The sequence below is a fragment of the Velazquezella soli genome, from assembly GCF_977018685.1.
In genome coordinates this window covers 51480-76581 of sequence record NZ_CDRNXF010000004.1, presented here as the reverse complement: position 1 = coordinate 76581, position 25102 = coordinate 51480, and the positions used below count along the sequence as shown (strand labels likewise).

28 protein-coding genes are annotated in these 25102 nt (G+C 61.2%); 15 read left to right on the top strand and 13 right to left on the bottom strand.

What is annotated here, in order from left to right:
* The first annotated feature begins 1 nt into the window (after position 1).
* The 4 genes from lnt (at position 2) to trmB (ending at position 4396) form a co-directional block, all read left to right on the top strand.
* On the top strand, positions 2–1603 hold the full coding sequence (lnt, locus tag AC0JZ8_RS03960) for an apolipoprotein N-acyltransferase (RefSeq protein ID WP_471891861.1): 1602 nt from the start codon (positions 2–4) through the stop codon (positions 1601–1603).
* Between the two features lie 149 nt (positions 1604–1752).
* The gene (locus AC0JZ8_RS03955) at positions 1753–2172 is read left to right on the top strand and encodes a helix-turn-helix domain-containing protein (RefSeq protein WP_062453994.1); all 420 of its coding nucleotides are present in this window, start codon (positions 1753–1755) and stop codon (positions 2170–2172) included.
* 176 nt (positions 2173–2348) lie between these two features.
* Positions 2349–3608: a methionine adenosyltransferase gene (gene metK / locus AC0JZ8_RS03950; protein ID WP_471891860.1), complete on the top strand. Its 1260-nt coding sequence runs from the start codon at positions 2349–2351 to the stop codon at positions 3606–3608.
* An 86-nt stretch (positions 3609–3694) separates the two neighbouring features.
* Complete coding sequence (trmB, locus tag AC0JZ8_RS03945) at positions 3695–4396, top strand: tRNA (guanine(46)-N(7))-methyltransferase TrmB (RefSeq protein ID WP_113109405.1); 702 nt, start codon at positions 3695–3697, stop codon at positions 4394–4396.
* Positions 4397–4408: 12 nt separating this feature from the next.
* Here trmB and AC0JZ8_RS03940 read toward each other — a convergent pair whose 3' ends face one another.
* Together AC0JZ8_RS03940 and AC0JZ8_RS03935 are read right to left on the bottom strand one after the other, a co-directional pair.
* Positions 4409–4666 carry a BQ00720 family protein gene (locus AC0JZ8_RS03940; RefSeq protein WP_062453991.1) on the bottom strand — a complete coding sequence of 86 codons (258 nt, stop codon included), beginning with the start codon at positions 4664–4666 and terminating at the stop codon, positions 4409–4411.
* Between the two features lie 43 nt (positions 4667–4709).
* Positions 4710–5153, bottom strand: a complete 444-nt coding sequence (locus AC0JZ8_RS03935; RefSeq protein ID WP_062578879.1) for an Hsp20 family protein — start codon at positions 5151–5153, stop codon at positions 4710–4712.
* A 160-nt stretch (positions 5154–5313) separates the two neighbouring features.
* Between AC0JZ8_RS03935 and AC0JZ8_RS03930 the strand changes: the two genes are divergently transcribed.
* The gene (locus AC0JZ8_RS03930) at positions 5314–6255 is read left to right on the top strand and encodes a nucleoside hydrolase (RefSeq protein WP_430250558.1); all 942 of its coding nucleotides are present in this window, start codon (positions 5314–5316) and stop codon (positions 6253–6255) included.
* A 102-nt stretch (positions 6256–6357) separates the two neighbouring features.
* On the opposite strand, the gene AC0JZ8_RS03925 is transcribed toward AC0JZ8_RS03930, so the two are convergent.
* Positions 6358–7218, bottom strand: coding sequence for an LOG family protein (locus AC0JZ8_RS03925; RefSeq protein WP_062453988.1), 861 nt, complete (start codon positions 7216–7218; stop codon positions 6358–6360).
* 164 nt (positions 7219–7382) lie between these two features.
* Here AC0JZ8_RS03925 and dapD point away from each other — a divergent pair, with 164 nt between their 5' ends.
* Genes dapD through AC0JZ8_RS03905 form a run of 4 tightly spaced genes read left to right on the top strand, consistent with a single transcriptional unit; the run spans position 7383 to position 10704 of the window.
* Positions 7383–8243, top strand: a complete 861-nt coding sequence (gene dapD, locus AC0JZ8_RS03920) for a 2,3,4,5-tetrahydropyridine-2,6-dicarboxylate N-succinyltransferase (protein WP_062453987.1) — start codon at positions 7383–7385, stop codon at positions 8241–8243.
* A 15-nt stretch (positions 8244–8258) separates the two neighbouring features.
* Positions 8259–9455: a succinyl-diaminopimelate desuccinylase gene (dapE, locus tag AC0JZ8_RS03915; RefSeq protein ID WP_471891859.1), complete on the top strand. Its 1197-nt coding sequence runs from the start codon at positions 8259–8261 to the stop codon at positions 9453–9455.
* Entirely contained in the window at positions 9439–10059 is a 621-nt protein-coding gene (locus tag AC0JZ8_RS03910) for a hypothetical protein (RefSeq protein WP_062453985.1), read from the top strand. The genes dapE and AC0JZ8_RS03910 overlap by 17 nt, the downstream gene beginning before the upstream one ends.
* A 48-nt stretch (positions 10060–10107) precedes the next feature.
* Positions 10108–10704, top strand: a complete 597-nt coding sequence (locus tag AC0JZ8_RS03905; RefSeq protein WP_471891858.1) for a hypothetical protein — start codon at positions 10108–10110, stop codon at positions 10702–10704.
* Here AC0JZ8_RS03905 and truA read toward each other — a convergent pair.
* Genes truA through def form a run of 3 tightly spaced genes read right to left on the bottom strand, consistent with a single transcriptional unit; the run spans position 10692 to position 12965 of the window.
* The gene (gene truA / locus AC0JZ8_RS03900) at positions 10692–11456 is read right to left on the bottom strand and encodes a tRNA pseudouridine(38-40) synthase TruA (protein ID WP_471891857.1); all 765 of its coding nucleotides are present in this window, start codon (positions 11454–11456) and stop codon (positions 10692–10694) included. The two genes, AC0JZ8_RS03905 and truA, sit on opposite strands and share 13 nt — an antisense overlap.
* Positions 11456–12391 (bottom strand): methionyl-tRNA formyltransferase, encoded by a 936-nt coding sequence (gene fmt / locus AC0JZ8_RS03895; protein WP_430250553.1) that lies wholly within the window; start codon positions 12389–12391, stop codon positions 11456–11458. Before fmt ends, truA begins: the two co-directional genes overlap by 1 nt.
* A gap of 58 nt (positions 12392–12449) precedes the next feature.
* On the bottom strand, positions 12450–12965 hold the full coding sequence (gene def / locus AC0JZ8_RS03890) for a peptide deformylase (protein ID WP_062578892.1): 516 nt from the start codon (positions 12963–12965) through the stop codon (positions 12450–12452).
* Positions 12966–13170: 205 nt separating this feature from the next.
* On the opposite strand from def, the gene AC0JZ8_RS03885 reads away from it, so the two are divergent.
* Complete coding sequence (locus tag AC0JZ8_RS03885; RefSeq protein ID WP_471893320.1) at positions 13171–14283, top strand: DNA recombination protein RmuC; 1113 nt, start codon at positions 13171–13173, stop codon at positions 14281–14283.
* Positions 14284–14332: 49 nt separating this feature from the next.
* Entirely contained in the window at positions 14333–15235 is a 903-nt protein-coding gene (locus tag AC0JZ8_RS03880) for a ribokinase (protein ID WP_471891856.1), read from the top strand.
* Between the two features lie 94 nt (positions 15236–15329).
* Here AC0JZ8_RS03880 and AC0JZ8_RS03875 read toward each other — a convergent pair whose 3' ends face one another.
* Positions 15330–16058, bottom strand: coding sequence for a hypothetical protein (locus tag AC0JZ8_RS03875; protein WP_471891855.1), 729 nt, complete (start codon positions 16056–16058; stop codon positions 15330–15332).
* 105 nt (positions 16059–16163) lie between these two features.
* Positions 16164–16877: a pyrimidine 5'-nucleotidase gene (locus tag AC0JZ8_RS03870; protein WP_184654148.1), complete on the bottom strand. Its 714-nt coding sequence runs from the start codon at positions 16875–16877 to the stop codon at positions 16164–16166.
* 106 nt (positions 16878–16983) lie between these two features.
* Between AC0JZ8_RS03870 and AC0JZ8_RS03865 the strand changes: the two genes are divergently transcribed.
* On the top strand, positions 16984–17886 hold the full coding sequence (locus AC0JZ8_RS03865; protein WP_471891854.1) for a DMT family transporter: 903 nt from the start codon (positions 16984–16986) through the stop codon (positions 17884–17886).
* Between the two features lie 21 nt (positions 17887–17907).
* On the opposite strand, the gene argB is transcribed toward AC0JZ8_RS03865, so the two are convergent.
* Positions 17908–18795, bottom strand: a complete 888-nt coding sequence (gene argB, locus AC0JZ8_RS03860; protein WP_062578904.1) for an acetylglutamate kinase — start codon at positions 18793–18795, stop codon at positions 17908–17910.
* 142 nt (positions 18796–18937) lie between these two features.
* Between argB and AC0JZ8_RS03855 the strand changes: the two genes are divergently transcribed.
* From AC0JZ8_RS03855 to AC0JZ8_RS03845, 3 genes are all read left to right on the top strand, one after another.
* Positions 18938–19477 (top strand): sigma-70 family RNA polymerase sigma factor, encoded by a 540-nt coding sequence (locus AC0JZ8_RS03855; protein WP_062454914.1) that lies wholly within the window; start codon positions 18938–18940, stop codon positions 19475–19477.
* Entirely contained in the window at positions 19474–20214 is a 741-nt protein-coding gene (locus AC0JZ8_RS03850; protein ID WP_471891853.1) for an anti-sigma factor, read from the top strand. Before AC0JZ8_RS03855 ends, AC0JZ8_RS03850 begins: the two co-directional genes overlap by 4 nt.
* A gap of 170 nt (positions 20215–20384) precedes the next feature.
* On the top strand, positions 20385–20942 hold the full coding sequence (locus AC0JZ8_RS03845) for a fasciclin domain-containing protein (protein WP_062453974.1): 558 nt from the start codon (positions 20385–20387) through the stop codon (positions 20940–20942).
* A gap of 82 nt (positions 20943–21024) precedes the next feature.
* On the opposite strand, the gene yihA is transcribed toward AC0JZ8_RS03845, so the two are convergent.
* The 4 genes from yihA to rnpA form a co-directional block, all read right to left on the bottom strand.
* On the bottom strand, positions 21025–21678 hold the full coding sequence (gene yihA / locus AC0JZ8_RS03840; RefSeq protein ID WP_113109416.1) for a ribosome biogenesis GTP-binding protein YihA/YsxC: 654 nt from the start codon (positions 21676–21678) through the stop codon (positions 21025–21027).
* 58 nt (positions 21679–21736) lie between these two features.
* Positions 21737–22693 carry a DMT family transporter gene (locus tag AC0JZ8_RS03835; protein ID WP_471891852.1) on the bottom strand — a complete coding sequence of 319 codons (957 nt, stop codon included), beginning with the start codon at positions 22691–22693 and terminating at the stop codon, positions 21737–21739.
* 193 nt (positions 22694–22886) lie between these two features.
* A complete protein-coding gene (gene yidC, locus AC0JZ8_RS03830; RefSeq protein WP_062453972.1) occupies positions 22887–24695 on the bottom strand; it encodes a membrane protein insertase YidC in 1809 nt (602 codons plus the stop codon).
* Entirely contained in the window at positions 24695–25087 is a 393-nt protein-coding gene (rnpA, locus tag AC0JZ8_RS03825; RefSeq protein ID WP_062453971.1) for a ribonuclease P protein component, read from the bottom strand. Before rnpA ends, yidC begins: the two co-directional genes overlap by 1 nt.
* Positions 25088–25102: the final 15 nt, after the last annotated feature.

The window sequence follows — 25102 nt, the reverse complement described above, 5'->3', positions numbered from 1 at the left end:
GATGGAGCGACTGGCTGGCAGGGTCATGCTTCTATGGGGCTGGCCGCGTATCCTCCTTGCTTTTTTTGCAGGCGCTGTCGGCGCACTCGCACTTCCGCCCTTCGGTTTCTTTGCCGCCCTGTTCGTATCTTTCACCCTGTTCATCTGGCTGATGGACGGCACAACCGGTAATCCGGATGGTGGGCGGCTCAGCCGCCTGCGATCGACCTTTTTCCTCGGCTGGGTGTTCGGCTTCGGCTACTTCGTCGCCAGCCTCTGGTGGCTCGGCAATGCGCTTCTGGTCGAGGCGGATGAGTTTGCATGGGCGATACCGCTTGCAGTTCTGGGCCTGCCGGCTTTTCTGGCGCTGTTCTGGGGCTTTGCGGCGCTGGCGGCACGCATTCTCTGGTCCGATGGCTTGGGCCGGATTGCGGCTGCTGCGTTTGGCTTTGGCCTTGCGGAATGGCTGCGGGGCTTCATGCTGACGGGCTTTCCCTGGAACTCGATCGGCTACGGCGCCATGCCGATGCCGCTGATGATGCAGTCGGCCGCTCCGCTCGGCGTGACGGGTGTGACGGTGCTGGCTGTTTTCGTGTTCTCCGCACCGGCACTGATCGGGACCCGACGCGGCATGGGGCTTGGCCTCGCGCTCGTAGGTCTTCTCCTCTGCGCCCATCTAGGCTTCGGCGCTTGGCGGCTTGCGGGTGCCGACGCGGTGCTTTCAGCCACTGCCAAGGATCCGGTCGAGGTGCGCCTCGTCCAGCCGATGATCGACCAGTCCCGCAAACTCGACGATTCCGAGCGCGGTGCGATTTTTGAAGAACATCTGGCGATGACGGCGCTGCCCGCAAAGGATGGTGCAAAGCGTCCGGATATCATCGTCTGGCCGGAAACCTCGGTTCCGTTCATCTTGACCGATAATCCCGATGCCCTGTCGCGCATTGCTGACGTGCTGGAAGATGGTCAGGTTCTGGTGGCCGGCGCCGTCCGCGCTGAAAATGCCGGGCCGGGCTTTGCGACCCGCTATTACAACTCGATCTACGTCATCGACAGCAACGGCCAGATCGTGTCGGCGTCGGACAAGGTGCATCTGGTCCCCTACGGCGAGTATGTGCCTTACGAGGACATGCTGCGGTCGCTCGGCATCCCCGATGCGATCGCCATGCCGGGCGGCTTTACCGCAGCACCGGGCCGCACCATGCTGACGCTGCCGGGCGGGCAAACCTTCTATCCGCTGATCTGCTACGAAGCGATCTTCCCGGATGAAATCGGTGCCGGCATTGAACGCTCGAGCGCGCTCTTGAACGTCACCAACGATGGATGGTTCGGTGAAACGCCCGGACCCTTCCAGCATTTCCAGCAGGCGCGTGTCCGGGCTGTCGAAAACGGCATGCCGTTGATTCGCGGTGCCAACACCGGTATTTCGGCTTTCGTCGATCCTTTTGGCAGGGTCGTACGTGGCCTGGGTTACAATCAAAAGGGTGTGATTGACTCAACCATGTCGAGTGTCGAAGTCCCATTTTGGAACGCTTCCGAACGGCGTTTTTACTTCTGGTTGCTGATATGTCTCATGTTTGTGATTGCACTTATTTCCCGTACAAGTTTTAAATTCTGGAAGAATTGACCCAAAACCCCTAAAATTGCATAGTGGTTTGGCCTATCGTCTCGCCATACACCTTGCTTGCCGGATTTGTTGTGACCGGCGCCACCAAAGTGTATCTCCCACACGCGGACCGGGTTGAAGATTGACAGCAACTTCGTCAGGACGTCGTTATGATTGAAAACAAGAAGAAGCCGAACCCGATTGATATTCACGTCGGGAGCCGGATTCGTCTGCGCCGCACAATGCTGGGCATGAGCCAGGAAAAGCTGGGGGAGAGCCTTGGTATCACATTCCAGCAGATTCAGAAATACGAGAAGGGAACGAACCGCGTTGGCGCCAGCCGTCTGCAGAACATTTCGTCCATCTTGAACGTCCCGGTCTCCTTCTTCTTCGAAGATGCGCCAGGCGATCAGGCGGGTGGAGCGTCCGGCATGGCGGAAGCATCCAGCTCGAACTACGTGGTTGATTTCCTGTCGTCCTCTGAGGGGCTGCAGTTGAACCGCGCATTTGTGAAGATCGCCGATCCCAAGGTTCGCCGCCGTTTGGTGGATCTGGTCAAGGCTCTTGCCGCCGATGCCGAGACGGAATGACCGGTCGACCGGTCATTATTTGAAAGGCGGCCTCCGGGCCGCTTTTTTTATGCCGTGACCTCAAGGAATTGGTAATCGCTTGGACGCATAAAGATATATTTATGTCGTTGTACGCTTGTTTTCGGCAGGCGAACTTACTAAACATTCGATGTCTGTTCTTTGAGGGGAATCCCGTTATGCGCGCCAGTTATCTGTTCACGAGTGAGTCCGTTGCAGAAGGTCATCCGGACAAGGTCTGCGATCGTATTTCTGATGAGATCGTCGATCTCGTCTACCGCGAAGCCGCAAAGACCGGGATTGATCCTTGGGGCGTCCGCATCGCTTGTGAAACGCTGGCGACGACAAACCGGGTGGTGATTGCGGGCGAAGTCCGCCTGCCGCCGAGCCTGATGAAGAAGGACAAGAACGGCGTTGACGTGATCAATCCGTCGAAGTTCAAATCCGCTGCCCGCCGCGCGATCCGCGACATCGGCTACGAGCAGGATGGCTTCAACTGGAAGACCGTCAAGATCGACGTGCTCCTCCATTCGCAGTCCGCCGATATCGCGCAGGGCGTCGATAACGCCGCCGATCGTCAGGGCGACGAGGGTGCCGGCGACCAGGGCATCATGTTCGGTTACGCCTGCAAGGAAACGCCGGACCTGATGCCGGCGCCGATCTACTATTCGCACAAGATCCTGCAGCTGCTTGCCACGGCCCGCAAGAAGGGCGAGGGCGAAGCCGCCAAGCTCGGCCCCGATGCTAAGAGCCAGGTGACCGTCCGTTACGAAAACGGCAAGCCCGCGGCCGTCGACTCGATCGTGCTCTCCACCCAGCATATTGATCCCAGCTGGGACTCGAAGAAGGTACGCTCCGTCGTTGAACCCTATATCCGCGAAGCACTGGGCGAACTTCCGATCGCAGCCGACTGCAAGTGGTACATCAACCCCACCGGCAAGTTCGTGATCGGCGGTCCCGATGGCGATGCAGGCCTCACCGGCCGCAAGATCATCGTCGATACCTACGGTGGCGCAGCGCCCCACGGCGGCGGCGCATTCTCCGGCAAGGACACGACCAAGGTCGACCGCTCGGCAGCTTATGCAGCCCGGTACCTCGCCAAGAACGTTGTGGCCGCCGGCTTTGCCGAACGCTGCACATTGCAGATTTCCTATGCGATCGGCATTTCCCAGCCGCTGTCGATCTATGTCGACCTGCATGGAACCGGCAAGAACGTGACGGAAGACCAGATCGAAGCGGCAATCCGCAAGACCATGGACCTTTCCCCGTCCGGCATCCGCCGTCACCTCGATCTCAACAAGCCGATCTATGCAAAGACCTCTGCTTACGGCCATTTCGGTCGCAAGGCCGGTCGCGACGGTTCCTTCTCCTGGGAAAAGACCGATCTCGTGAAGCCTTTGAAGGACGCCCTCAAGGGTGATCAGCTCGAAGCGGCCTGATCGCCCTTTACGAGCACGCCTGTAAGACAGTAAAGCGGGTGCCTTCTGCCGAAGGCGTCCGCTTTTACCGTGAGAGAATTCGATCCATGACCGACAAGCCGCATCCCAGCCGTTCCACGGAAGCCTTTTTCGGCCGCCGCAAGGGAAAGCCGTTGCGCGAGAAGCAGGCGGAAGGTCTGGCGACGCTCTTGCCGCAGCTGAAGCTCGATCTGGCCAACCCTGCACCGGAGACGATCGAGAGCCTCTACGACTTCTCTGTCGAGCGGATGCGGCTGGAAATCGGTTTCGGTGGCGGCGAGCACCTGATCCACCGCGCCGCGGAAAATCCGTCGACCGGCTTTATCGGCGTCGAACCCTTCGTCAATTCCATGGCAAAGCTTCTGACCAGCGTGGAAGAGCAGGGCCTGCGCAACATCCGCCTTTACGATGACGATGCGACCCAGGTTCTGGACTGGCTGCCGGATGCGTCGATCGATCAGATCGACCTTCTCTATGCCGATCCCTGGCCAAAGCGGAAGCACTGGAAGCGCCGCTTCGTTTCGCAGGTCAACCTGGAGCGGTTCCACCGCGTGCTGAAGCCGGGCGCAACATTCTGCTTCGCCTCCGACATCGATACCTATGTGAACTGGACGCTGCTCCATTGCCGCGATCATGGCGGCTTCGCCTGGCAGGCGGAACAGGCTTCGGACTGGCTGACGCCCTACGCCGGCTGGCCGGGTACGCGATACGAGAACAAGGCCCGCCGGGAAGGGCGGTCATCGGCCTACCTGACATTCATCAAGGTCTGACGGTTATTCCGATCAGTGCAGGGTAACGGTCTTCAGCTCGTCTTCGGCAGCCTTGAAAAAGGTGCTGGAGCGGTTGTCGGTGAGCAGGATCGGCGTACCGTCCGCACCGAACAGGGCCCAAAGGTCAAGGCTGGGATCGATGTCCGGAGCCTCGGGAAAACAGCGGGACACATCGTCCGACTTCATCTTGCGAATGTAACCGACTTCGCCGTTTCCGAGATGCGCGAGTTCGGACTCCGTCAAGCTCGGATTCGCTTCTTTCATAAGCATTTCTGCCTCCACAGTGGGGACGCATCAGCGATTGCTGATTGATCTACTGTGAGACGGAAATGTTAATTTTTCGCACTACACGCTCCGGCTCGGGGCGGATCAGATCGATCGAAAGAAGACCATTTTTCAACGATGCGCCGGACACCTGCATCCCGTCCGCCAGCACGAAGATCCGCTGGAATTGGCGGGCCGCAATACCGCGGTAGAGGTAGTCGCGCTCGTTCTGCTCGGCCTGCCGGCCGCGAATGATAAGCTGGTTTTCTTCGGTCATGACCTCAAGCTCGGCCTCCGAAAAACCGGCAACCGCAAGCGTGATGCGCAGCAGGTCGCCTTCGTCTTCGGGCGGCTCGTTACCCGCTGTCTTCTTGACGCGCTCGATATTGTAGGGCGGGTAGCCGTCGCTTCCCTTGCCCAATCGCTCGAGTGTCTTTTCCATCGCGTCGAAGCCCAGGAGGAGAGGGCTTGCGAAAGGTGTCATACGGCTCATCGGTCGTCCCAGCTTTTATCCAGCGACTGTGCCGGCGTCCATAAGGCCCGCCGACGGGTCAATATATGGGAATTTGCGGCAGTCAGCGCAAGACGCCGGCGAGCGCTTGACACGATCCGCAACCCGGCTCAAAAACCCGTAAAGTTCAAGGGGAAGAGACATGCAACGCAGAAAGATCATCATCGACACCGATCCCGGTCAGGACGACGCAGCGGCCATCATGCTGGCCTTTGCGAGCCCCGACGAGCTGGATGTGCTGGGTTTGACTGCCGTTGCCGGCAACGTGCCGCTGTCGTTTACCAGCCGCAATCTGAGGATCGTCTGCGAGCTCTGCGGCAGGCCTGATGCCAAGGTCTATGAAGGTGCATTGAAGCCTTTGAACCGGCCGCAGGTGACGGCCGAACACGTCCACGGCAAGACCGGTCTCGACGGAGCGGAACTGCCTGAGCCGACCATGGCGGCGCAGGAACAGAACGCCATCGACTTCATCATCGAGACGCTGCGCCGCGAGCCCGAGGGCACCGTGACGCTTTGCACGCTCGGTCCGCTCACCAACATCGCCATGGCGCTTACCAAGGCGCCGGACATTGCTTCGCGCGTCCAGGAACTGGTGATGATGGGTGGCGGCCTGTTCGAAGGCGGCAACATCACGCCAGCAGCCGAATTCAACATCTATGTCGATCCGGAGGCGGCCAAGATCGTGTTCGGCGCCGGTATCCCTGTGGTCATGATGCCGCTCGATGTCACACATCAGCTGCTGACCACCAAGGCACGGGTCGAAAAGATCGCCGCACTCGGCAACCGCCCGTCGCAGGTTCTCGTCGAATGGCTTGCCTTCTTCGAGCGCTTCGACATCGAGAAATACGGCTCCGACGGCGGCCCGCTGCATGACCCGTCGGTCATCGCCTATCTCTTGAAGCCGGAGCTCTTTACCGGCCGCCATTGCAATGTCGAGATCGAGACCGAATCGGAACTCACCGTCGGCATGACGGTCGCCGACTGGTGGGGCGTTACCGGCCGCACGGCCAATGCGACCTTCATGCGCCATGTCGACGCGGATGGTTTCTTCGAATTGCTGACGGAGCGCGTCGGCCGTCTCTAGGGCTCAAGCTCAACCGGCAAGCTGAATGGTCATTGCCCGATCAGGGCCTGTTTCCTCTCCCCGCGCACGGGGAGAGGGTAAGGAACCTGCACCGTACCACCATCAAAGCCCGTAGAAATCCGCGATGATCTTCCACGCCTGATCTGCGGTTTCCACAAAGCTGATCAGCTCAAGATCCTTCGGCGAGATCGTGCCGAAATCGGCAAGCGCTTCGAAGTTGACGATGCCGCGCCAGAACTTTTCTGAAAACAGGATGAGCGGGATTCGCTCCATGCGCTTGGTCTGGATCAGCGTCAGCGCCTCGAACATCTCATCGAGCGTGCCGAAGCCGCCCGGGAAGACGGCAACGGCCTTGGCGCGCATCAGGAAGTGCATCTTGCGGATCGCGAAATAGTGGAAGTTGAATGAGAGCTCCGGCGTCACGTAAGGATTGGGCGCCTGTTCGTGCGGCAGCATGATGTTGAGCCCGATGCTCGGTGCGCCAACCTCCGACGCGCCAAGGTTGCCGGCCTCCATCACGCCGGGTCCGCCACCGGTCACGACCACATATTCCTGATGGTCGTAGGCTGCCGAATGCACACCACAAAGCGTCGCGAACTTGCGGGCCTCTTCGTAGAAAACCGAGGCTGCGATCAGGTTATTGCGCTGGGTCTCGTTGTGAGCCGCCCAAGGCGCCTGGCCCGGTGCCGGAATGCGGGCACCGCCGAACAGCACGACCGTGGATTTGATCCCGGCCTCGGCGAGCATCATCTCGGCCTTCATGAGTTCCAGCTGCAGCCGCACCGGCCGCAATTCTTCGCGGCTCAGGAAATCCTCATCGGCAAAGGCAAGGCGATAGGTCGGCGACAGCGTCTGCGGTGTTTTCGGCTGAACTGCGGCGGCACTTTTGTCGGCCTTGTTGTCCTTCAGCGGATCCCAGACCCCGTCCTTCCGCCGTGGTCCGTCATTCTTCACCCGTGCCATCGCAATAACCCTTCTGGAGCCGTTCGCTTATATGCGTTGACGCCAATTCGCATTGACGCTTGAGTGCCGGTCGCTTAGAGCAATTGGCACCATTTGGCCAGCCACACGGCTGTGTCCCGGGCCTTTGCGGCCATCACGATATCGACGACGACGAAGGATTCTCCATGAGCAGCGCAGACCTCTCCTCCCTCGAAAAGACGATCGAAACCGCGTTCGACAACCGCGACACTGTGACGATCTCGACCAAGGGAGAGATCCGCGATGCCGTTGAGCAGTCGCTGAACCTGCTCGATGCCGGCGAGGCCCGTGTGGCCGTGCGCGGCGAGGATGGCAGCTGGACCGTCAACCAGTGGCTGAAGAAGGCGGTTCTTCTGTCCTTCCGTCTCAACGACATGGAAGTCGTCAAGGGCGGCCCCGGCGCCTCCACCTGGTGGGACAAGGTTCCTTCGAAGTTCGAAGGCTGGGGCGAGAACCAGTTCCGTTCGGCCGGTTTCCGCGCGGTGCCGAACGCCGTCGTGCGCCGCTCGGCCTATATCGGCAAGAACGTCGTGCTGATGCCATCCTTCGTCAATCTCGGCGCCTATGTCGATGAAGGCACGATGGTCGATACCTGGGCAACCGTCGGCTCCTGCGCACAGATCGGCAAGAACGTGCACCTGTCCGGCGGCGTCGGCATTGGCGGCGTGCTGGAGCCGATGCAGGCCGGCCCGACCATCATCGAAGACAATTGCTTTATCGGCGCCCGTTCGGAAGTCGTCGAAGGCTGCATCATTCGCGAAGGCTCGGTCCTCGGAATGGGCGTCTACATCGGCAAGTCGACCAAGATCGTCAATCGCGCCACCGGCGAAGTCTCGTTCGGCGAAGTACCGCCTTACTCGGTCGTCGTTGCCGGCTCGATGCCGTCAGGCAATGCCACGATGCCGAACGGCCTGGCCGCACCGCATCTCTATTGCGCTGTCATCGTCAAGACGGTCGATGAGAAGACCCGCTCCAAGACCGGCATCAACGAACTGCTGCGCGACTAACCGAAGGCAAGCCCGATGTCCGCTGTCGATCCGATCGCAAACCTGCGGGACCTCATCCGCTGCCCGTCCGTCACGCCCGCCGAAGGCGGCGCGCTGTCGGCGCTTGAGGCGATGCTTGCGCCGCTCGGCTTTACCGTCGAGCGGATGGTGGCGACCGAGCCCGGCATGCCCGACATCGAGAACCTCTATGCCCGGCTTGGAACGAACGGTCCGCACCTGATGTTTGCCGGCCATACGGATGTAGTGCCGGTCGGCGACGAGGCGTCCTGGAGCCATCCGCCGTTTTCCGCCGAGATCGAAGGTGGAGAGATGTTCGGTCGCGGCGCCGTCGACATGAAGGGCGGCATTGCCTGCTTTGCCGCAGCCGTTGCCCGCCATATCGAAGAACACGGCGCCCCGCAGGGCTCGATCTCATTCCTGATCACCGGCGATGAGGAAGGCCCGGCCGTAAACGGCACCGAGAAGCTGCTGAAATGGGCAGCCGACAGGGGCGAGCGCTGGGATGCCTGCCTGGTCGGCGAACCGACCAATCCGGACGTGCTCGGCGACATGATCAAGATCGGCCGCCGCGGCTCCGTCTCCGGCAAGGTTACGGTCCATGGCGTTCAGGGCCACGCTGCCTATCCGCATCTTGCAGACAACGCGGTACGCGGGCTGTTGCCCTTGGCGCATGCACTGATGCATCCGCCCTTCGACGAAGGGACACCGGAATTCCCGGCCTCCAACCTCGAAGTCACCACGGTTGATATCGGCAACCCGGCAACCAATGTCGTGCCGGCCAAGGCGAGTTTTGCCTTCAACATCCGCTTCAACGACACCTGGACGGCCGAAACCGTTCAGGCCGAGATCCTGCGCCGTCTCGATGCGGCCGCAGGCGACCAGACGCTGCGTCCCGGTCGCGACAAGGTCCGTTACGAGATCGTCTGGGCCGAGCGACCGAGCCACGTCTTTTTGACCCGCAACAACGCTCTGATCAGTTCGCTTTCGGGCGCCGTCGAGGCGGTGACGGGCAGGGTGCCCGCGCTGTCGACCACCGGCGGCACATCCGATGCGCGTTTCATCAAGGATTACTGCCCGGTCGTCGAGTTCGGCCTCGTCGGCCAGACCATGCACATGGTGGATGAGCGGGTAGCGATTGCCGACCTCGAAACGCTGACGCAGATCTACGGAACCTTCCTCTCCCGCTGGTTCGGCGATGCTGCGGTTTCATGACCTCAGCCATCACTTAAGCGGTCTCTGGCTGCTGATCCGCGGCGATGCGCGCGGCCTCAGCGCCTTCGACATTTCCGACAAGGGCGTTGCCCGGTCCTTTCTCGCGATCCTGTGGTGCCTGCCCGCGATCGTCGCGGGATGGATGTTCAAGCGTGCCGAATATGCGCAGGCGCATCCAAGGGGCGGTGACGGTGTCCTCGCATTCGCCGGAAAGATGTTTCTGGTGGAGATCGCGCAGTGGATCGTTCCGGTTCTCGCCATCTGCCTCGTCGCTGTCGCCTTCGGACTGCGACCGCTGCTGCGCACGCTGATCGTGACGCGCAACTGGTTCACGGTGCCACTGGTCTATGCGTCTTACGTGACGGCATTTCCGGTCAGCCTTGCGCTGGGCAGCCTGTTCGGTGCGGGCCTCGTTTACCGATATGGATTGCTTGCCGTCATGCTCGCCGTTCTCGTCGGTGCAGTTCTTCTCTACTGGCGGCTCCTGACGACGGTTGTCGGCGGTTCCCCATGGTTGCGGGCTTCGCTGCTCGGGTTCACCGTGTTGACCGAACTGGTCGTCGTGTCCTGGCTGGAGACAAGCCTTGGAGTGACGGTCGCATGATTGCCCACCGCGGACATTCTTCCCGCATTCCTAATCCAAGAGGTGCCGATGCCCAGCTACGCTGAAGTCCGGTTTTACGTGTCCGGCATCTGGCTGCTGATCAAGGGCGATGAGCAAGGGTTCAAACAGCTCGATCTCTCCGACCGCGGCCTGCTGCGCTCCTTCTGGGCCTTTGTCTGGTGTCTGCCGGCAATGTTCGTCACCTGGGCCTGGTGGCGGATGATGTTTCTGCAGGCGATGCCGCCGGGGACGAAGACCGGTGGCCTGTTCTTCTTCCGGCTCGGCATGCTGGAGGCGATCGACTGGATCCTGCCGCTCATTCTGGTGGGCATCGTCTGCGCGCTGTTCGGGCTCGGCCAGAAATTCCCGACGATGGTGATCGTGGTCAACTGGCTGTCCGTGCCGTTTGCCTACGCCTATGCGGTTCTGGCGGCAGCCTTCATCCTGCCTGTGGGCATGACCGGGTTTCTGGCGCTCCTGCATCTGTCGCTGCTGATCGCCGTCGTCGTCGCGCTGACGCGGGTGATGCGCATGCTTTGCGGCCCGCAGCCGCTGCTGGTGACGGCACTGGTGATGGTGCTGATCGTGCCGGACATGCTTCTGTCCGAGGTGCTGCAGCGGTTCCTGGGCGTCTATCCGTCCTGACGGTCGTCAGGATAATCCACCTTCATGAAATAGAGGCCATCCGGCGGTGCCACCGGGCCGCAGCGCTTGCGGTCGCGTGCCTCGAGCGCTGCCCTCACGTCTTCGGGCGTGACCTTGCCTTGTCCGGCGATCTTCAGCGTGCCGGCAAAGGAGCGGATCTGGTTGTGCAGAAAGCTCTGGGCCGAGGCGCGGATTTCGATCAGATCGCCTGAGCGCGTCACGTCCAGCCGATCGAGCGTCCGGACCGGGCTTTTCGCCTGGCAGTGGGTGGAGCGGAAGGTGGTAAAATCGTGATGCCCGACCAGCATCTGGGCTGCGGCATGCATCGCCTCGTGGTCGAGAGGTTTTGACACCCACCACGCCCGGTTCGCCTCGAGCGCCAAGGGAGAAGGGCGGTTGAGGATGCGGTAGAGGTAATGCCGCTTGGTGGCCGAGAACCGCGCATCGAAGGTCTCGTCGACGAGGCTGACATCGATGACCGAAACCTTTTCCGATGCCGTCATCAGATAGGCGTTGACGGCGTTGCGCAGCTTGTACGGCACCCACTCGCGGGAAAGATCCGTATGAACCGTCTGGCCCCAGGCATGTACGCCTGAATCGGTGCGCCCTGCGCCACGGACCGATACGGTCTCGCCGGTCAGCTTCAGGATCGCTTTCTGCAGCGCGGCCTGCACCGAATGACCGTTGTCCTGCATCTGCCAGCCCACATAGGACGTGCCGTCATATTCGACGATCATCTTGTAACGCGGCATCAGGCCACCCGCATTCCGGCCGTGATCGCCGTGCCACGCAGGAAATCGGCCGCATCCAGCGCCTTGCCGCCGGCCTTCTGCAGCCGCGTCAGGCAAACGGTGCCATCACCGCAGGCGATCGTCAGGTGGTCGTCCAGCACCGTGCCGGCGTCTCCCTGCCCGGAGCCCATTGCGGACGAGAGAACCTTGATCCGTTCCGGCTTTCCGTTGATCTCGGCCTCGAACCAGGCGCCCGGAAACGGAGAGAGCCCGCGGATATGGTTGTGAACGTCGCGCGCCGGTCTCGAGAAATCGATGCGAGTTTCGACCTTGTCGATCTTCGACGCGTAGAGCACGCCGTCAGCAGACTGCGGTGTCAGCGGCAGGTCGCCGGCTTCGAGCTTCTCCATCGCCTCGACCATGGCGCGGGCGCCCGTCAGCATCAGCCGGTCATGCAACTCGCCTGCGGTCATGGCCTCGCCGATCTCGACTTCCCGGGTAAGCGCGACCGGGCCGGTATCGAGGCCCTTTTCCATCTGCATCACCATCATGCCGGTCTTTGCATCGCCGGCCATGATGGCGCGCTGGATCGGGGCAGCTCCGCGCCAGCGCGGCAGCAGCGAAGCGTGGCCGTTGTAGCAGCCGAGCCGGGTGCCGGTCAGGATCGCTTCGGGCAGAAGCAGGCCATAGGCGACGACCACGGCGACGTCCGCCTTGAAGGACCTGAAGGTCTCGCGGTCTTCCTCGCTTTTGAAATTGAGCGGTGTCAGGACCGGAATGCCGAGCAGTTCCGCCGCCTGATGCACCGGCGACTTGACGAGATCGAGCCCGCGGCGCCCGCCGGGACGCGGCGGCTGGCTATAGACCGCGACGATCTCGTGGCCTGCCTGCTTCAGGTTCTGCAGTGTCGGCACGGAAAATTCCGGCGTGCCCATGAAGATGATGCGAAGAGACATGGACCTTTCGCGCCCGCAAGGAACGCGCCTTCATACCGAGATTGCCTGCAAGCGATGGCTAGACCGCCTTCGCCTTGGCAGCCTTGGTGAACCTCTTGACCACCATTTCGCGCTTCAGCCGCGATATATGGTCGATGAACAGCACGCCGTCCAGATGGTCGATCTCGTGCTGCAGGCAGGTGGCGAGCAGGCCATCGGCCTCGATCACGTGTTCCTTGCCGTCGCGACCGATATGCTTGACCGTCACGGACGCCGGGCGCTCCACCTCGGCATAGTATTCCGGGATGGAAAGGCAGCCTTCCTCATACACCGATCGTTCGTCCGAAGAGCGGATAATTTCCGGATTGATCACCACGATCGGGTTCTTCTCGTCTTCCTCGCGCGACACGTCGACCACGAGAATGCGGCGGGCAACGCCGATCTGGATCCCGGCAAGGCCGATGCCCGGAGCGTCGTACATGGTTTCCAGCATGTCGTCCGCGAGCTTCAAAAGAGCGTCGTCCACCCGTTCGAAAGGCTTGGACACCTGACGCAGGAGCGGATCGGGGAGAATGATAAGCGGCTTGATCGTCATGGCGATCCCATAACCTATCTTTTTCGCCGATGGAACAGGCCCGGATCGCCGTTTTCCATCAATGTTCCCGTTTTGATCTTTCCAATCCGCGGTTTTCTGCTAGCTTGCCGCCATGAATGACCTGTTCCCCGAGATTTCTGGTTTTCTGGAGAGCCAGCACCCCCTGGTGCTGATGGCTGCTTCCTGCATCTTCGGCATGCTTCTGATGCTGTTTCTCATGCGTATTTCCGGAAGTAGCGGTCGCCAGGCGGAAGACGCAGAGGCCCGCATGGGCGAGTTGATGCGGATGCAGGGGGAAATGCAGGGCAGGCTTTCGGCGATGGGCGAAACGCTCGCGGCGCGCCAGGTCGAGCTCAGCCAGGTCGTCGGACAGCGGCTCGATGGCATGACCCACCGGATCGGCGCAACCATTACCGAACAAACCAGATCCACCCATGACAACCTGCGCCAGTTGCAGGAGCGCCTGGCCGTCATCGATGCTGCGCAGAACAACATTCAGAGCCTAGCCAAGGATGTCGTGGGGCTGCAGGCGATCCTCTCCAACAAGCAGACGCGTGGCGCCTTTGGTCAGGGCCGGATGGAAGCGATCGTTTCCGACGGCCTGCCGATGGGCGCCTTCGAATTCCAGAAGACCCTGTCGAACGGTTCGAGACCCGATTGCGTGATCCGCATGCCGAACGGCTTGCCGCCACTGGTCATCGACGCGAAATTTCCGCTGGAAGCCTGGAATGCCTTTCGCGAGGCGGCTGCACCCGAAGCGCGACGGGCGGCATCCCAGCAGTTCCGTCGCGACATGGAAGTCCACATCCGCGATGTCTCGGAGAAATACCTGATCGCCGGAGAAACGCAGGACACCGCTTTTCTCTTCGTGCCATCCGAATCGATCTTTGCCGAGATCCACGAGCATTTCGAGAGCGTGATCCAGAAGGCGCAGCGCGCCCGCATCGTCATCGTCTCTCCGTCGCTGCTGATGCTGTCGATCCAGGTTATCCAGGCGGTGCTGAAGGATCAGCGCATGCGCGAACAGGCGCATCTGATCCAGGGCGAGGTGGCCTTGCTGATGGAGGACCTCGGCCGGCTGGACGAGCGGACCCGCAAGCTGCAATCGCATTTCTTCGCAGCCCAGAAGGATGTCGAGCAGATCGTGACGTCGACCGAGAAGCTCGGCCGGCGCGGCGCACGGATCGAAGCGCTCGAACTGGAAGCACCAGTGGCCGCCCCGATACCGCAGACTGGACCAACCCCCACAGCTCCGGCATCCGGCGCAGTCGAGAGCCGCACCGGATCGCTGCGCCTGAGGGTGGTTGACGAGGACTGATCCTCTCGGGCAGTGTCAGCCCGCATTTCACAAAACAGGCAGGCACAGCATGATTACCGTCTTCGGCTCCATCAACATGGATCTTATCGCAACGACGGAGCGGTTGCCGGGCCCGGGCGAAACGGTTGTGGGTTCGACCTTTGCGACGGCCTCCGGCGGCAAGGGTGCGAACCAGGCACTGGCCGCCCGCCGCGCAGGCAGCGACGTGCGCATGGTCGGCGCTGTCGGAAACGACGGTTTTGCAGACCCGGCGCTGGCTTTGCTCCAGGCATCCGGAACTGACCTGTCAGCGGTCACGCGGACAAACATTTCAACCGGCACAGCACTGATACTGGTCGGCGATGACAGCGGCGAGAACATGATCGCCGTCGTGCCCGGTGCCAATGGCACGATCGGCGAGGCGCAGGCGCAGGGCGCGGTGGAGGCCATGTCTCCATCCGACACGTTGATGCTGCAGCTCGAGATCCCGCCGGCAGCCGTCGAGGCGGCACTGCGCGCAGCAAAGGCAAAGGGCATCCGGACGATGATCAACACCGCGCCGCTGACGGCCGATGCGGTTCGACTATCCGGCCTCGCTGATATCGTCGTCGCCAACGAGACCGAATTTGACCTTCTCGCAGGGAGCCCTATCAGCGACGCGAAGACGCGCGAAGAGGTTTTGCGCCGCCTTCACAGTGAGACCGGCCAGACATTCGTGGTCACGCTCGGTGGCGAAGGTGTCGTTGCCATGCTTGATGGTGAAATCCTGTCGGCCAAGGGCCTGAAGATCGAGCCCGTCGACACGGTGGGCGCCGGCGATACGTTCTGCGGCTATCTGGCTGCGAGTCTCGATCGGGGGATAGGCTTTGCGGATGCCCTGCGGCGCGCAGCCGTTGCAGGTTCACTTGCCTGCCTCGAAAGGGGCGCCCAGCCGTCTATCCCTCAGGCGACGGCCGTCGAGGCGCGGCTCTGATACCGCTCAGCAAGTAGAAACGACTGGACCCGCCTCCCGGAAGGGAAGGCGGGTCCATCAGACGACTACCGGTCTAGTTCAGGGGGGCGTAGAACTAGAGGGGGCGGTCCGGCAGGTCGTCGATCGTGATCTGTCCGTCGTTGTTCGTGTCCATGCGGGCGAACAGCTTTTCGGTGGCGGCTGCGGCCTCTTCCTTGCTGATCTTGCGATCGCGGTTTTCGTCGATCATGCGGAACATGGCAGGACCCATCATGCCGCCGTCTGGTCCACCCCTTGGACCGCGGTCCCTGCGGGCTTCCCGGCGCTCATGCCGGTCGTGGTGGCGGTCACGGGCCTGTTCGCGGTCGGCACGTGGTCCGTCAGCCTTAGGGCCCTCAGCCTTAGGGCCTTCACCCTCGGGTCCTTCCGCCATCGGGCCGTCTGCATCCGGGCCTTCGTCCTCAGCCTCTTCAGGCGTCGGCGGCGGGTTGTTCTTGCGGAACTCGGCCATCTTGTTGTCACGGAAATCAACCATTTCACCGCGAGTGATGGACCCGTCCTTGTTGAGGTCGATCTCGGCGAAAAGCGCTTCCTGGCGAGCGGTCAGCTCTTCCTTGGAAATCTTGCCGTCCTTGTTCGTATCCGCCTGCTTGAGAAGGCGAACGAACATTACATCCTGCATCATCGCAGCGCGTGGACCGCCATGCGGGCCGCCGTCAGGGCCTCCGCGCCGACCTTCATGGTGGCGTGGTCCGTCAGGGCCTGGTGCAGCGAAGGCGGGGATGGCTGCGCCAGCGATAAGAGCAGCGCTCAGGCTTGCCAAAACTATCTTCTTCGCGATCATCGAGTGGTCCTTTCCGGTTGCTTCGATAGCCTGAAGATAGGATCGGCAACTGGTCAAAACCACTTAAACATCTGTAATGTAGATGAACTTTTGGTAAGGCGCGGCCTACGCGAATTTGAGGCCTGACAGGAATGCGGTGAGATCGTCGGTGACGTAATCGATGTGATCGTCCTCGTCGGAAAACTTTTCCCAGCGCTCAATGACGACAGTATCGAGGTTGCGCGGCACCAGCAGCACCGTGCGCATGCCGAGCGCTTTCGGCGCGACGAGGTTGCGGGGCAAGTCCTCGAACATCACGGCATTCTTCGTATCGACCGTGTGGAGGGCCGCAAACTTATCGTAGGTCTCGCCGGCGGGCTTGGGCAGGTAACCGGCGGCGACGATATCGAAGATGTCGTCGAAATCGTCGAGAATGCCGAGAGCGCGGGCAGCCGCCTGCGCATGCGGCACGCTGCCATTGGTAAAGATGAACTTGCGGCCGGGAAGCGCCCGGATTGCCGCGCCCAGTTCCGGATGCGGCAACAGCGCCGAGTAGTCGATCGCATGCGCCTGTTCGAGAAACCCGTCCGGATCGATACCGTGGTTCAGCATCAGGCCCTGCAGAGTCGTGCCATGCTCGTGATAATACTGCTTCTGCAGCCGCTTGGCCTCGTCATGCTCCAGTTGCAGCAATTCCTGCACATAGGCCGTCATGTTCTTGTCGATCTGCGAAAACAGATTGACGTGATGCGGGTAGAGCGTGTTGTCGAGATCGAAAACCCAGTCACGGATATTTGCGAAATCGGCGGCGTCGGGGGCAGTCTTCGGCGTCTTGTCCATCGCCGTGTTATGCCAGCGTTTGAACGGGAAGAAAATCCGCCTCTACGAACATTTACACGCCGCACCGACCTTGGCCGGTCGTGACCCTGCGTGATACCGCCTTGGGATGGAACTTTGGATCCCCATCACCATCGCTGCCGCTTTTTGTCAGAATTTGCGGTCAGCGCTTCAGAAGCATCTGCAAGGCTCGCTCGGCACCCGCGGCGCAAGCTTCGTGCGCTTCGGCTACGGATTTCCGCTCGCCGTCATCTACGTGCTCGTTCTGCATTTCGGTGTGGGCTATGCATTGCCCAGCCCGGATCTTGAGTTCGTCTTCTGGGTCGTGCTCGGCGGGCTTGCGCAGATATTCGCGACCATGCTTCTGGTCTACCTGTTTTCGCTAAGGAATTTCGCGGTCGGCACCGCCTATTCGAAGACAGAGCCGGTGCAGGCGGCAATCTTCGGCTTCATTATTCTGGGCGACAAACTGACCACCGGCGGCATAGTGGCGATCATCGTCGGGGTGATCGGGGTGATGCTGATCTCGATGGCCAATCTTCCGATCTCATGGCGCAATCTCGGCACCGCCATGGTCGGCAGGATCGCGCTGATCGGCATGGCGTCGGGCGGCCTTTTCGCCATCGCCTCGATTTCCTTCCGATCCGCGTCGCTGTCGCTCAACGGACCCAATTCGATCATGCAGGCCGCCGTCACGCTGACATGCGTCACGATATTCCAGACCGTTTTCATGCTGATCTGGATGTTGTGGAAGGACAAGCGAGAGATCGTCCAGGTCGCGCGCACCTGGCGCTCCTCGGCGCTTGTGGGGCTCGCTGGCGTTGTCGGCTCCGCCTGCTGGTTCACGGCCATGACGCTGCAGCAGGTGGCCTATGTGAAGGCGCTCGGCCAGATCGAGCTGATCTTCACCTTCGCCTCGTCCTATTTCCTGTTCCACGAGCGGTTGAACCGCATGGAACTGTCGGGCTGCCTGCTGATCGTCTGCGGCATTCTCGGCCTTCTGATGTCCTGAAGGCCGAGTTCTTGCTGCTGATCAGGGAACGATCAGCGTGCCCGCACCGTGTTCGGTGAAGATCTCGAGCAGAACCGAATGTGCGGTCTTGCCATTGAGGATGACGACGCCCTGCACGCCCGCGCGGATCGCCTCGATGCAGGTTTCGACCTTGGGGATCATACCGCCGGAGATCGTGCCGTCCTTGATCAGCGCCTGTGCCTGCGCGACGGTCAGTTCCTTAATCAGGTTCTTGTCGCGGTCGAGCACGCCTGGAACGTCCGTGAGGAACAAGAGGCGGGTGGCGTGCAGCGCGCCGGCAATGGCGCCCGCGAACGTATCGGCATTGATGTTGTAGGTGGCGCCGTCGCGGCCGGGTGCCACGGGGGCGATGACCGGGATCATCTCGGACTTGGCGAGCAGGTCGAGCAGCGTCCGGTCGACTTCGACCACCTCGCCGACGAAGCCGAGGTCGAGGACGCGCTCGATGTGGCTATCAGGGTCGATGATGGTCTTCTTGGCCTTTTCGGCAAACACCATGTTGCCGTCCTTGCCGCAGAGACCGATCGCCCATTCGCCGGTCTGGTTGATCAGCGCGACGATTTCCTTGTTGATCGATCCGGCAAGAACCATTTCGACGATCTCGACCGTCTTTGCGTCGGTGACGCGAAGCCCGCCCTCAAATTTCGATTCGATGCCCATCTTGGTCAGCATCGCACCGATCTGCGGGCCGCCGCCATGAACGACGATCGGGTTGACGCCGGACTGCTTGAGAAGCGCGATATCGGCCGCGAAAGCCTTGCCCAGAGCCATATCGCCCATTGCATGGCCGCCGTATTTGACGACGATCGTCTTGTTCTCGTAGCGCTGCATATAGGGCAGCGCCTGTGCCAGAAGTTGTGCCTGAAGTTCGCTTTCCGAAGCCGTCATGGAAATACCTCTGGGGAAATGTGTGGGGCCTTTTAACGCATGTTTTTGACAGATCAAATAATTCATGAGCAAAATTACGGTGAGGCATGTATGTGGCAGCGATGCATTGCGTCTTGTGCCGCACGGGGAGGCTTTGGTTTTGGTGAGTGATCGCGAGATTGCCGAATTGATCGGCCGCGTAGGACTGCGCGACCGGACGGCATTCACAAAGCTTTATTCCGGCGTTTCGCCGAAACTATTCGCAGTCTGCCTGCGTATCCTGAAGGATAGGGCCGAATCAGAAGATGCCCTGCAGGAGATTTTCGTGCGGATATGGCAGAGAGCCGATCGGTTTGCCCCTTCGGGAACAAGCGCAGCCGGTTGGCTCGTCGCAATCGCCCGAAACCATTCGATCGACCGCCTTCGCGCCCGCCGGCCCGTGACGGACGCTCTGGAAGACAGGACGGATATTGCCGACCTCGGTCCTGATCCGGAGGAGGCGTCGGTGATGCGCGGTGAAGGAAGGCGTATTGACAGCTGCATGCAGGAGCTCGATCCTGACCGCGCAGGGGCGGTCAAAAGCGCCTATGTCGAAGGCCTGACCTATCAGGAACTGGCGGAACGCCATGGCGTGCCGCTGAATACGATGCGAACCTGGCTGAGGCGCAGCCTTCTCAAGCTGAGGGAGTGCCTGGACCGATGACGACACCAGACCAAAGCGAAAACGATCGCTCCCGCGACCAGCTTCTGGCTGGCGAATATGTGCTCGGGGTCCTGCCGCTTGACCAGCGCCGCCGCGTCGAGGATCGCATCGTCCGTGATGCGGCCTTTGCGGCCATGGTGATGCGCTGGCAGGAAAACCTGTCTTCCGACCTCGATGCGGAATACGGCGAGGAACGTCCGCCGAAAGGCGTTTACGCCAGGATCGAAAAGCGCGTCTTCGCCCAGAACGGTTTCGGAAACGAGCTGGCGCGTGGTGGATGGTGGAACTCGCTGCTTTTGTGGCGCGGCCTGTCATTCGCCTCGACTGCCCTTTTGGTGACATACGCGTCCTTGTCGACGGGCTGGATCGGCGGACCTGTGGGTGGCTCTGCGCCGGGCAAGCAACTGGTCGCCGAGATGAGCGGCGAGGGCAATGCATTCGGCCTGAGGGCGCGGTATGACGGTGCCAGCGGTCGCTTGCAGCTGACGCCCGTTGCCGCAACGACGGCGGAACGCCGCTCGCTCGAACTGTGGCTTGTCCCCGGCAGCGGTGAAGAAGCAATCTCGCTCGGTATCCTGCCGGAAAGCGGCAGCGACACGATCGAAGTGCCGGCCGGGCATCGCAAGCGTGTCGAGAACGGCGCGTCCTTCGCCGTCAGCCTTGAACCATTGGGCGGCTCGCCGACCGGTCACCGGACCGGGCCGGTTGTCGCCGTCGGTAAAATCCGGGATCTTTAATTAAGGGATGCTAAATCAGAGGCATAGCGGATTTCTGTCTTCGCGTCGCCAGCCTTTGAAACTCTTCCCGCTTTCCTCTCGTCTCTAGCCATGTCCCCACAGAGGGAAAGCCGGACCTGGGAGGCGCCTTCAGCGCCGGGGTCGTTCAGGCTGTAGAGAGGAAGAGAACAATGTTTAAATCCGCAATCCGCCTTGCCGCATGCGCCGCAATCCTGTCCGCCTCCGTTGCCGGCGCCTACGCCGCAAACCCGAAGGTCGGTGGCGCTGCCATGTATGAAGACAAGAACATCGTCGAGAATGCCATGAACTCCAAGGATCACACGACATTGGTCGCCGCCGTGAAGGCTGCGGGCCTCGTCGAGACCCTGCAGGGCAAAGGTCCGTTCACCGTGTTCGCGCCCACCAACGAAGCCTTCGCTGCGCTGCCGAAGGGCACTGTCGAAACCCTGCTGAAGCCGGAAAACAAGGCGCAGCTGACCAAGATCCTTACCTGCCACGTGGTGGCCGCGAACGCCATGTCGACGGCGATCGAAAAGATGATCAAGGACGACAAGGGGACGCATGACGTCAAGACCGTCGGCGGCTGCGTTCTGAAGGCCAAGGAAAGCATGGGCAAGATCACGCTCACCGACGAAACCGGTGGTGTGGCCACTGTGACGATCGCCGACGTCAAGCAGTCGAACGGCGTCATTCACGTCATCGACAAGGTTCTGCTGCCGAAGATGTAACGGCTGACCCAAACAGGTCGAAGCCTCGCATAGAGATCCGGTCGCCTGTCGCAGGCGGCCGGATTTTTGCGTTTCGGGAGATTTACCGGCCGATGGTCTTCATGATCTCGGCGCGCAGCTCGTCCAGGCCGCGGCCTTTTTCAGACGATGTCGACAGCACTTCCGGATAGGCAGCGGGCCGCTTGCGGATCTTTTCGAGCGTCTCGGCAATCAGCCTCGGAACCGCAGGATCCTTGATCTTGTCCGTCTTGGTCAAGACGATCTGATAGGAGACGGCGGCCTTGTCGAGCAGGTCGAGCACGTCCTCGTCGTTCTTCTTGATGCCGTGGCGGCTGTCGATCAGCACATAGACGCGCTGCAGCGTGGCGCGGCCCCGCAGGTAATCGAACACAAGCTTCGTCCAGGCATCGACGTTTTCTTTCGGCGCCTGCGCATAGCCGTAGCCGGGCATGTCAACCAGCGCCATCGGCGGCAGGTCACCTGCCTGGCCGGAATAGCCGTCGGGCACGAAATAGTTCAGTTCCTGTGTGCGGCCCGGCGTGTTGGATGTGCGCGCCAGCCCCTTGTAGCCCACGAGCGCATTGATCAGCGAGGACTTGCCGACATTCGAGCGTCCGGCAAAGGCGATCTCAAGCGGTCCTTCCGGTGGCAGAAACTCCATCGAGGGCACGCCGCGGATAAAGATCCACGCGCTGCCGAACAGCGTCTTTTCCTCGGAATTATGGTCTGCGGCCATGGTCTCGTCGTCCTGTCTTCAATTCAAGGACATCGCTTCCGGGTTTTAACCCCATATGTCAAGCGTCCGACCGGTTCTGTCTCTTCTGGCGACGAAACTCGAATGTCAGATGGGTGATGAGCGCCGCAAGGATCAGCGCCCCGCCCGCGATCGTGCGCGGTGCCGGGATCTCGCCGTGGATCATGGCGACCCAGACGGGCCCGAGAACGGTTTCACCAGTGCCGAGCAGGGCAGCCAGCGCTGAGGGGATAAGCCGCGCACCGGTGACGAACAGTGCCATGCCGAGCCCGAGATTGAGCGCACCGAAGATGAAGAGAATACCGAGTTCGCCCGGGGTGACCGCGAGGTTCGAAGACATCGTCAGCGCGATCATGCCGGCTGCAAAGCATCCGAAGCAGGTGGCGGGTGTCATCCGCACATGCGGGTAACGGCGGGTGATGACGGTCGCCAGCGCAAACACCAGCGGAATGATCAGCGCCAGACCGTCTCCGAGCGGCGAGACCTTTCCGGTAAACGAGGACGATACCATGATGCCGACACCGACGATCACGGTGCCGATCGCAAGCCAGGTAACGCCCGATATGCGCTCGCCGTAAAACAGCCAGACCATCAGCGCCGCAAACAGCGGCACACCGGCACCGAGCAGCACCACATTGGCGACGGTCGTATACTGGATCGATATGATGAAGCAGGTGGACGCCACCATGAAGCAGAGGCCGACCGAAAGGCCCGGCCAGCCCATGCTGCGAAACAGCGCCACCGTGCCGCGCGGCCCGTCGCGCAGCAGCATGAAGGCGAGCAGGAACAGGGTGCCGAACAGGCTGCGCCAGAACACGATCGTCCAGCTGTCGGGGATATCGAGAAAGCGGGCGATCGCACCGCCGAAACTCCAGGCAAAAGCAGAGCCGAAGACGAGCAGGGCGCCGATACGGTATTCCGAGCCGGGAAGGCTCGCGGGGATCGTGCCGGCCAAGGGTGGACCCGGTGGGGTGGGCGGCGGGAAGGGCGCGGGCATGGGACTGTTCCGGTTGCTGGAGCAATTCCAGCGTCAGCATGTTCTACTCTGCTTGCGGAACTTGCCTCGGGCAACCTAGCGCCGGCCTAAAGGCGGGACTGATCCACCCACGCCAGCCAATGTCGCTTTCCGCTCGCTAGGCTTTCAATCGGCCAAAGAAAAACCCCGGCGAACCGGGGTTTCTGAAGAATAGCTATTTGGACGCCGCGGGCTTTCGTTTGAACAGCCCCTTCATGTTGTCGAACAGCTCGATCTTGGCGCCGTGGCGCTTCATGATCAGGGCCTGCTGCGACACCGAAAGCGTGTTGTTCCATGCCCAGTAGATCACGAGACCGGCCGGGAAGGACGCCAGCATGTAGGTGAAGACCAGCGGCATCCATGTAAAGATCATCGCCTGTGTCGGATCCGGCGGCGTCGGGTTCATGCGCATCTGGATGAACATCGTGATGCCCATGATGATAGGCCAGACGCCGATCATCAAGAAATGCGGGACGTCGTAAGGCAGAAGACCGAACAGATTGAACAGCGATGTCGGGTCCGGCGCAGAAAGGTCCTGGATCCAGCCGAAGAACGGCGCATGCCGCATTTCGATGGTGGTATAGATCACCTTGTAGAGCGCAAAGAAGACAGGGATCTGCAGCACCACAGGCCAGCAACCGGCGATCGGGTTGATCTTTTCTTCCTTGTAGAGCGCCATCATCGCCTGCTGAAGGGCCATGCGGTCATCACCGTGCTTGGCCTTCAGCTCTTCCATCCGCGGCTGCATGCGCTTCATGTTGGCCATGGAGGCATACTGCTTGCTCGCCAGCGGGAAGAAGAGCAGCTTGACGACGACGGTTGTCAAAAGGATTGCCACGCCGAAATTGCCCACGTGACGGAAGAAGAAGTCCATCAGTTTGAACATTGGCTTGGTGATGAAGTAGAACCAGCCCCAGTCGATGACGAGATCGAAATGCGGGATCTTGAGCTGCTCGACATACTGGTCGATCAGCGGAACTTCCTTGGCGCCGGCAAACACGAGGCTCTTCAGCTCTGTCGACTGGCCGGGAGCGATCGAAAGCGCGTCGCCCTTGTAATCCGCCTGGTAACGCGGCTGGCCGTCGGTGAAATGCGTGAAGCGGGATTCGAACGGCATCGCCTGTGGCGGCACGATCGTCGAGGCCCAGTATTTGTCGGTAATGCCGAGCCAGCCGCCGGTCGCCTTCGTGTTGGCGACAGCCTCTTCCTCGATATTGTGATAGGTATGTTCGCTGAGGCTGCCGTCGGCACCGAGAACGCCGATGAAGCCTTCGTGGATGACCCAGACGGACGGCGTTGCCGGCTTGTTGTAACGGGTCACGCGGCCATAGGAGGAGATCGAAACCGGCTCTTGGGTCGGGTTGTCGATCTTGTCGTTGACCGTGATCATGTAGTGTTCGTCGATCGCGATGGTGCGGTTGAAGACGATGCCCTTGTCGTTCGTGAACGACAGCGTCACCGGCGTTTCGCGCGTCAGCCGGTCGCCGCCAGCAAGCGTCCACCGCGTGCCGGAACCGGGTACGGTGCCGCTGGTGTCACTGCCGATGTAACCAAGCTCGGTGAAATAGCCGTCTCTGGTATCGGCCGGGGAGAATAGCGTGATGATCGGGCTCTTGTCGTCGACCGTCTCATGATATTCGCGAAGCTTCAGATCGTCGAAGCGAGCGCCGACCAGGTTGATGGAGCCCGAGACGGCCGCGGTCTCGATCGCAACGCGCGGAGACTTTGCAAGCGCCTCTTCGCGGGTAGCCGTCGCCTGCGCCTGGTTTGCGCCAGGAAGGTTGCCGGTCGAGGTTGCAGCGCCCGGGCTTTCCGGCGTGAAGTTCTGTCCGGCCTGCTCGGTGGTCTGCTGCTGCTGCGCAAGCCGTGCTTCGTCGGCGCGCTGCTGAGCTTCCATCCTCGGGTTCATATAGAGGAACTGCCAGGCAAGGACGATCATCACAGAAAGTGCGATCGCGATGAAGTAATTGCGGTTTTTTTCCATCATGCTTTCCTGGAAAGGGTCTCCTCGGACCGCTTCGATTTCGGCAGGCTTTCGATGCGCTCGATGAGCTGTGCCGTCATGTCTGCAAACGGGGTCTTGAGGACCTCCCTCCGCGCGACAATGACATAGTCGTGTCCGTTCTTCATTGCAAATGCGGCTGAGTGCCGAACCGCCTCTTTCAGGCGGCGGCGCATGCGGTTTCGTTCAACCGCGTTGCCGTGCTTCTTGGTAACAGTAAATCCGACCCGCGGCGCTTCGTCCGGCTGATGTCGATCAAGGACTTCCAGAAGGAAAGTCCGGCCGCGTCGGGTTTCACCCTTTCGCACGGCAAGGAACTGCGGCCGGCTTTTCAGCCGCCCGGCAGTCTTCTTGTTCGTAGGTTCGGTCGTCATCGCCCGCTATCCGGG

Excerpts from the sequence above, each read along its gene's own strand:
- lnt (WP_471891861.1), top strand. The coding sequence starts at position 2 with ATGGAGCGACTGGCTGGCAGGGTCATGCTTCTATGGGGCTGGCCGCGT.
- AC0JZ8_RS03955 (WP_062453994.1), top strand. The coding sequence starts at position 1,753 with ATGATTGAAAACAAGAAGAAGCCGAACCCGATTGATATTCACGTCGGG.
- metK (WP_471891860.1), top strand. The coding sequence starts at position 2,349 with ATGCGCGCCAGTTATCTGTTCACGAGTGAGTCCGTTGCAGAAGGTCAT.
- trmB (WP_113109405.1), top strand. The coding sequence starts at position 3,695 with ATGACCGACAAGCCGCATCCCAGCCGTTCCACGGAAGCCTTTTTCGGC.
- AC0JZ8_RS03940 (WP_062453991.1), bottom strand. The coding sequence starts at position 4,666 with ATGCTTATGAAAGAAGCGAATCCGAGCTTGACGGAGTCCGAACTCGCG.
- AC0JZ8_RS03935 (WP_062578879.1), bottom strand. The coding sequence starts at position 5,153 with ATGAGCCGTATGACACCTTTCGCAAGCCCTCTCCTCCTGGGCTTCGAC.
- AC0JZ8_RS03930 (WP_430250558.1), top strand. The coding sequence starts at position 5,314 with ATGCAACGCAGAAAGATCATCATCGACACCGATCCCGGTCAGGACGAC.
- AC0JZ8_RS03925 (WP_062453988.1), bottom strand. The coding sequence starts at position 7,218 with ATGGCACGGGTGAAGAATGACGGACCACGGCGGAAGGACGGGGTCTGG.
- dapD (WP_062453987.1), top strand. The coding sequence starts at position 7,383 with ATGAGCAGCGCAGACCTCTCCTCCCTCGAAAAGACGATCGAAACCGCG.
- dapE (WP_471891859.1), top strand. The coding sequence starts at position 8,259 with ATGTCCGCTGTCGATCCGATCGCAAACCTGCGGGACCTCATCCGCTGC.
- AC0JZ8_RS03910 (WP_062453985.1), top strand. The coding sequence starts at position 9,439 with ATGCTGCGGTTTCATGACCTCAGCCATCACTTAAGCGGTCTCTGGCTG.
- AC0JZ8_RS03905 (WP_471891858.1), top strand. The coding sequence starts at position 10,108 with ATGCCCAGCTACGCTGAAGTCCGGTTTTACGTGTCCGGCATCTGGCTG.
- truA (WP_471891857.1), bottom strand. The coding sequence starts at position 11,456 with ATGCCGCGTTACAAGATGATCGTCGAATATGACGGCACGTCCTATGTG.
- fmt (WP_430250553.1), bottom strand. The coding sequence starts at position 12,391 with ATGTCTCTTCGCATCATCTTCATGGGCACGCCGGAATTTTCCGTGCCG.
- def (WP_062578892.1), bottom strand. The coding sequence starts at position 12,965 with ATGACGATCAAGCCGCTTATCATTCTCCCCGATCCGCTCCTGCGTCAG.
- AC0JZ8_RS03885 (WP_471893320.1), top strand. The coding sequence starts at position 13,171 with ATGCTGTTTCTCATGCGTATTTCCGGAAGTAGCGGTCGCCAGGCGGAA.
- AC0JZ8_RS03880 (WP_471891856.1), top strand. The coding sequence starts at position 14,333 with ATGATTACCGTCTTCGGCTCCATCAACATGGATCTTATCGCAACGACG.
- AC0JZ8_RS03875 (WP_471891855.1), bottom strand. The coding sequence starts at position 16,058 with ATGATCGCGAAGAAGATAGTTTTGGCAAGCCTGAGCGCTGCTCTTATC.
- AC0JZ8_RS03870 (WP_184654148.1), bottom strand. The coding sequence starts at position 16,877 with ATGGACAAGACGCCGAAGACTGCCCCCGACGCCGCCGATTTCGCAAAT.
- AC0JZ8_RS03865 (WP_471891854.1), top strand. The coding sequence starts at position 16,984 with ATGGAACTTTGGATCCCCATCACCATCGCTGCCGCTTTTTGTCAGAAT.
- argB (WP_062578904.1), bottom strand. The coding sequence starts at position 18,795 with ATGACGGCTTCGGAAAGCGAACTTCAGGCACAACTTCTGGCACAGGCG.
- AC0JZ8_RS03850 (WP_471891853.1), top strand. The coding sequence starts at position 19,474 with ATGACGACACCAGACCAAAGCGAAAACGATCGCTCCCGCGACCAGCTT.
- AC0JZ8_RS03845 (WP_062453974.1), top strand. The coding sequence starts at position 20,385 with ATGTTTAAATCCGCAATCCGCCTTGCCGCATGCGCCGCAATCCTGTCC.
- yihA (WP_113109416.1), bottom strand. The coding sequence starts at position 21,678 with ATGGCCGCAGACCATAATTCCGAGGAAAAGACGCTGTTCGGCAGCGCG.
- AC0JZ8_RS03835 (WP_471891852.1), bottom strand. The coding sequence starts at position 22,693 with ATGCCCGCGCCCTTCCCGCCGCCCACCCCACCGGGTCCACCCTTGGCC.
- yidC (WP_062453972.1), bottom strand. The coding sequence starts at position 24,695 with ATGGAAAAAAACCGCAATTACTTCATCGCGATCGCACTTTCTGTGATG.
- rnpA (WP_062453971.1), bottom strand. The coding sequence starts at position 25,087 with ATGACGACCGAACCTACGAACAAGAAGACTGCCGGGCGGCTGAAAAGC.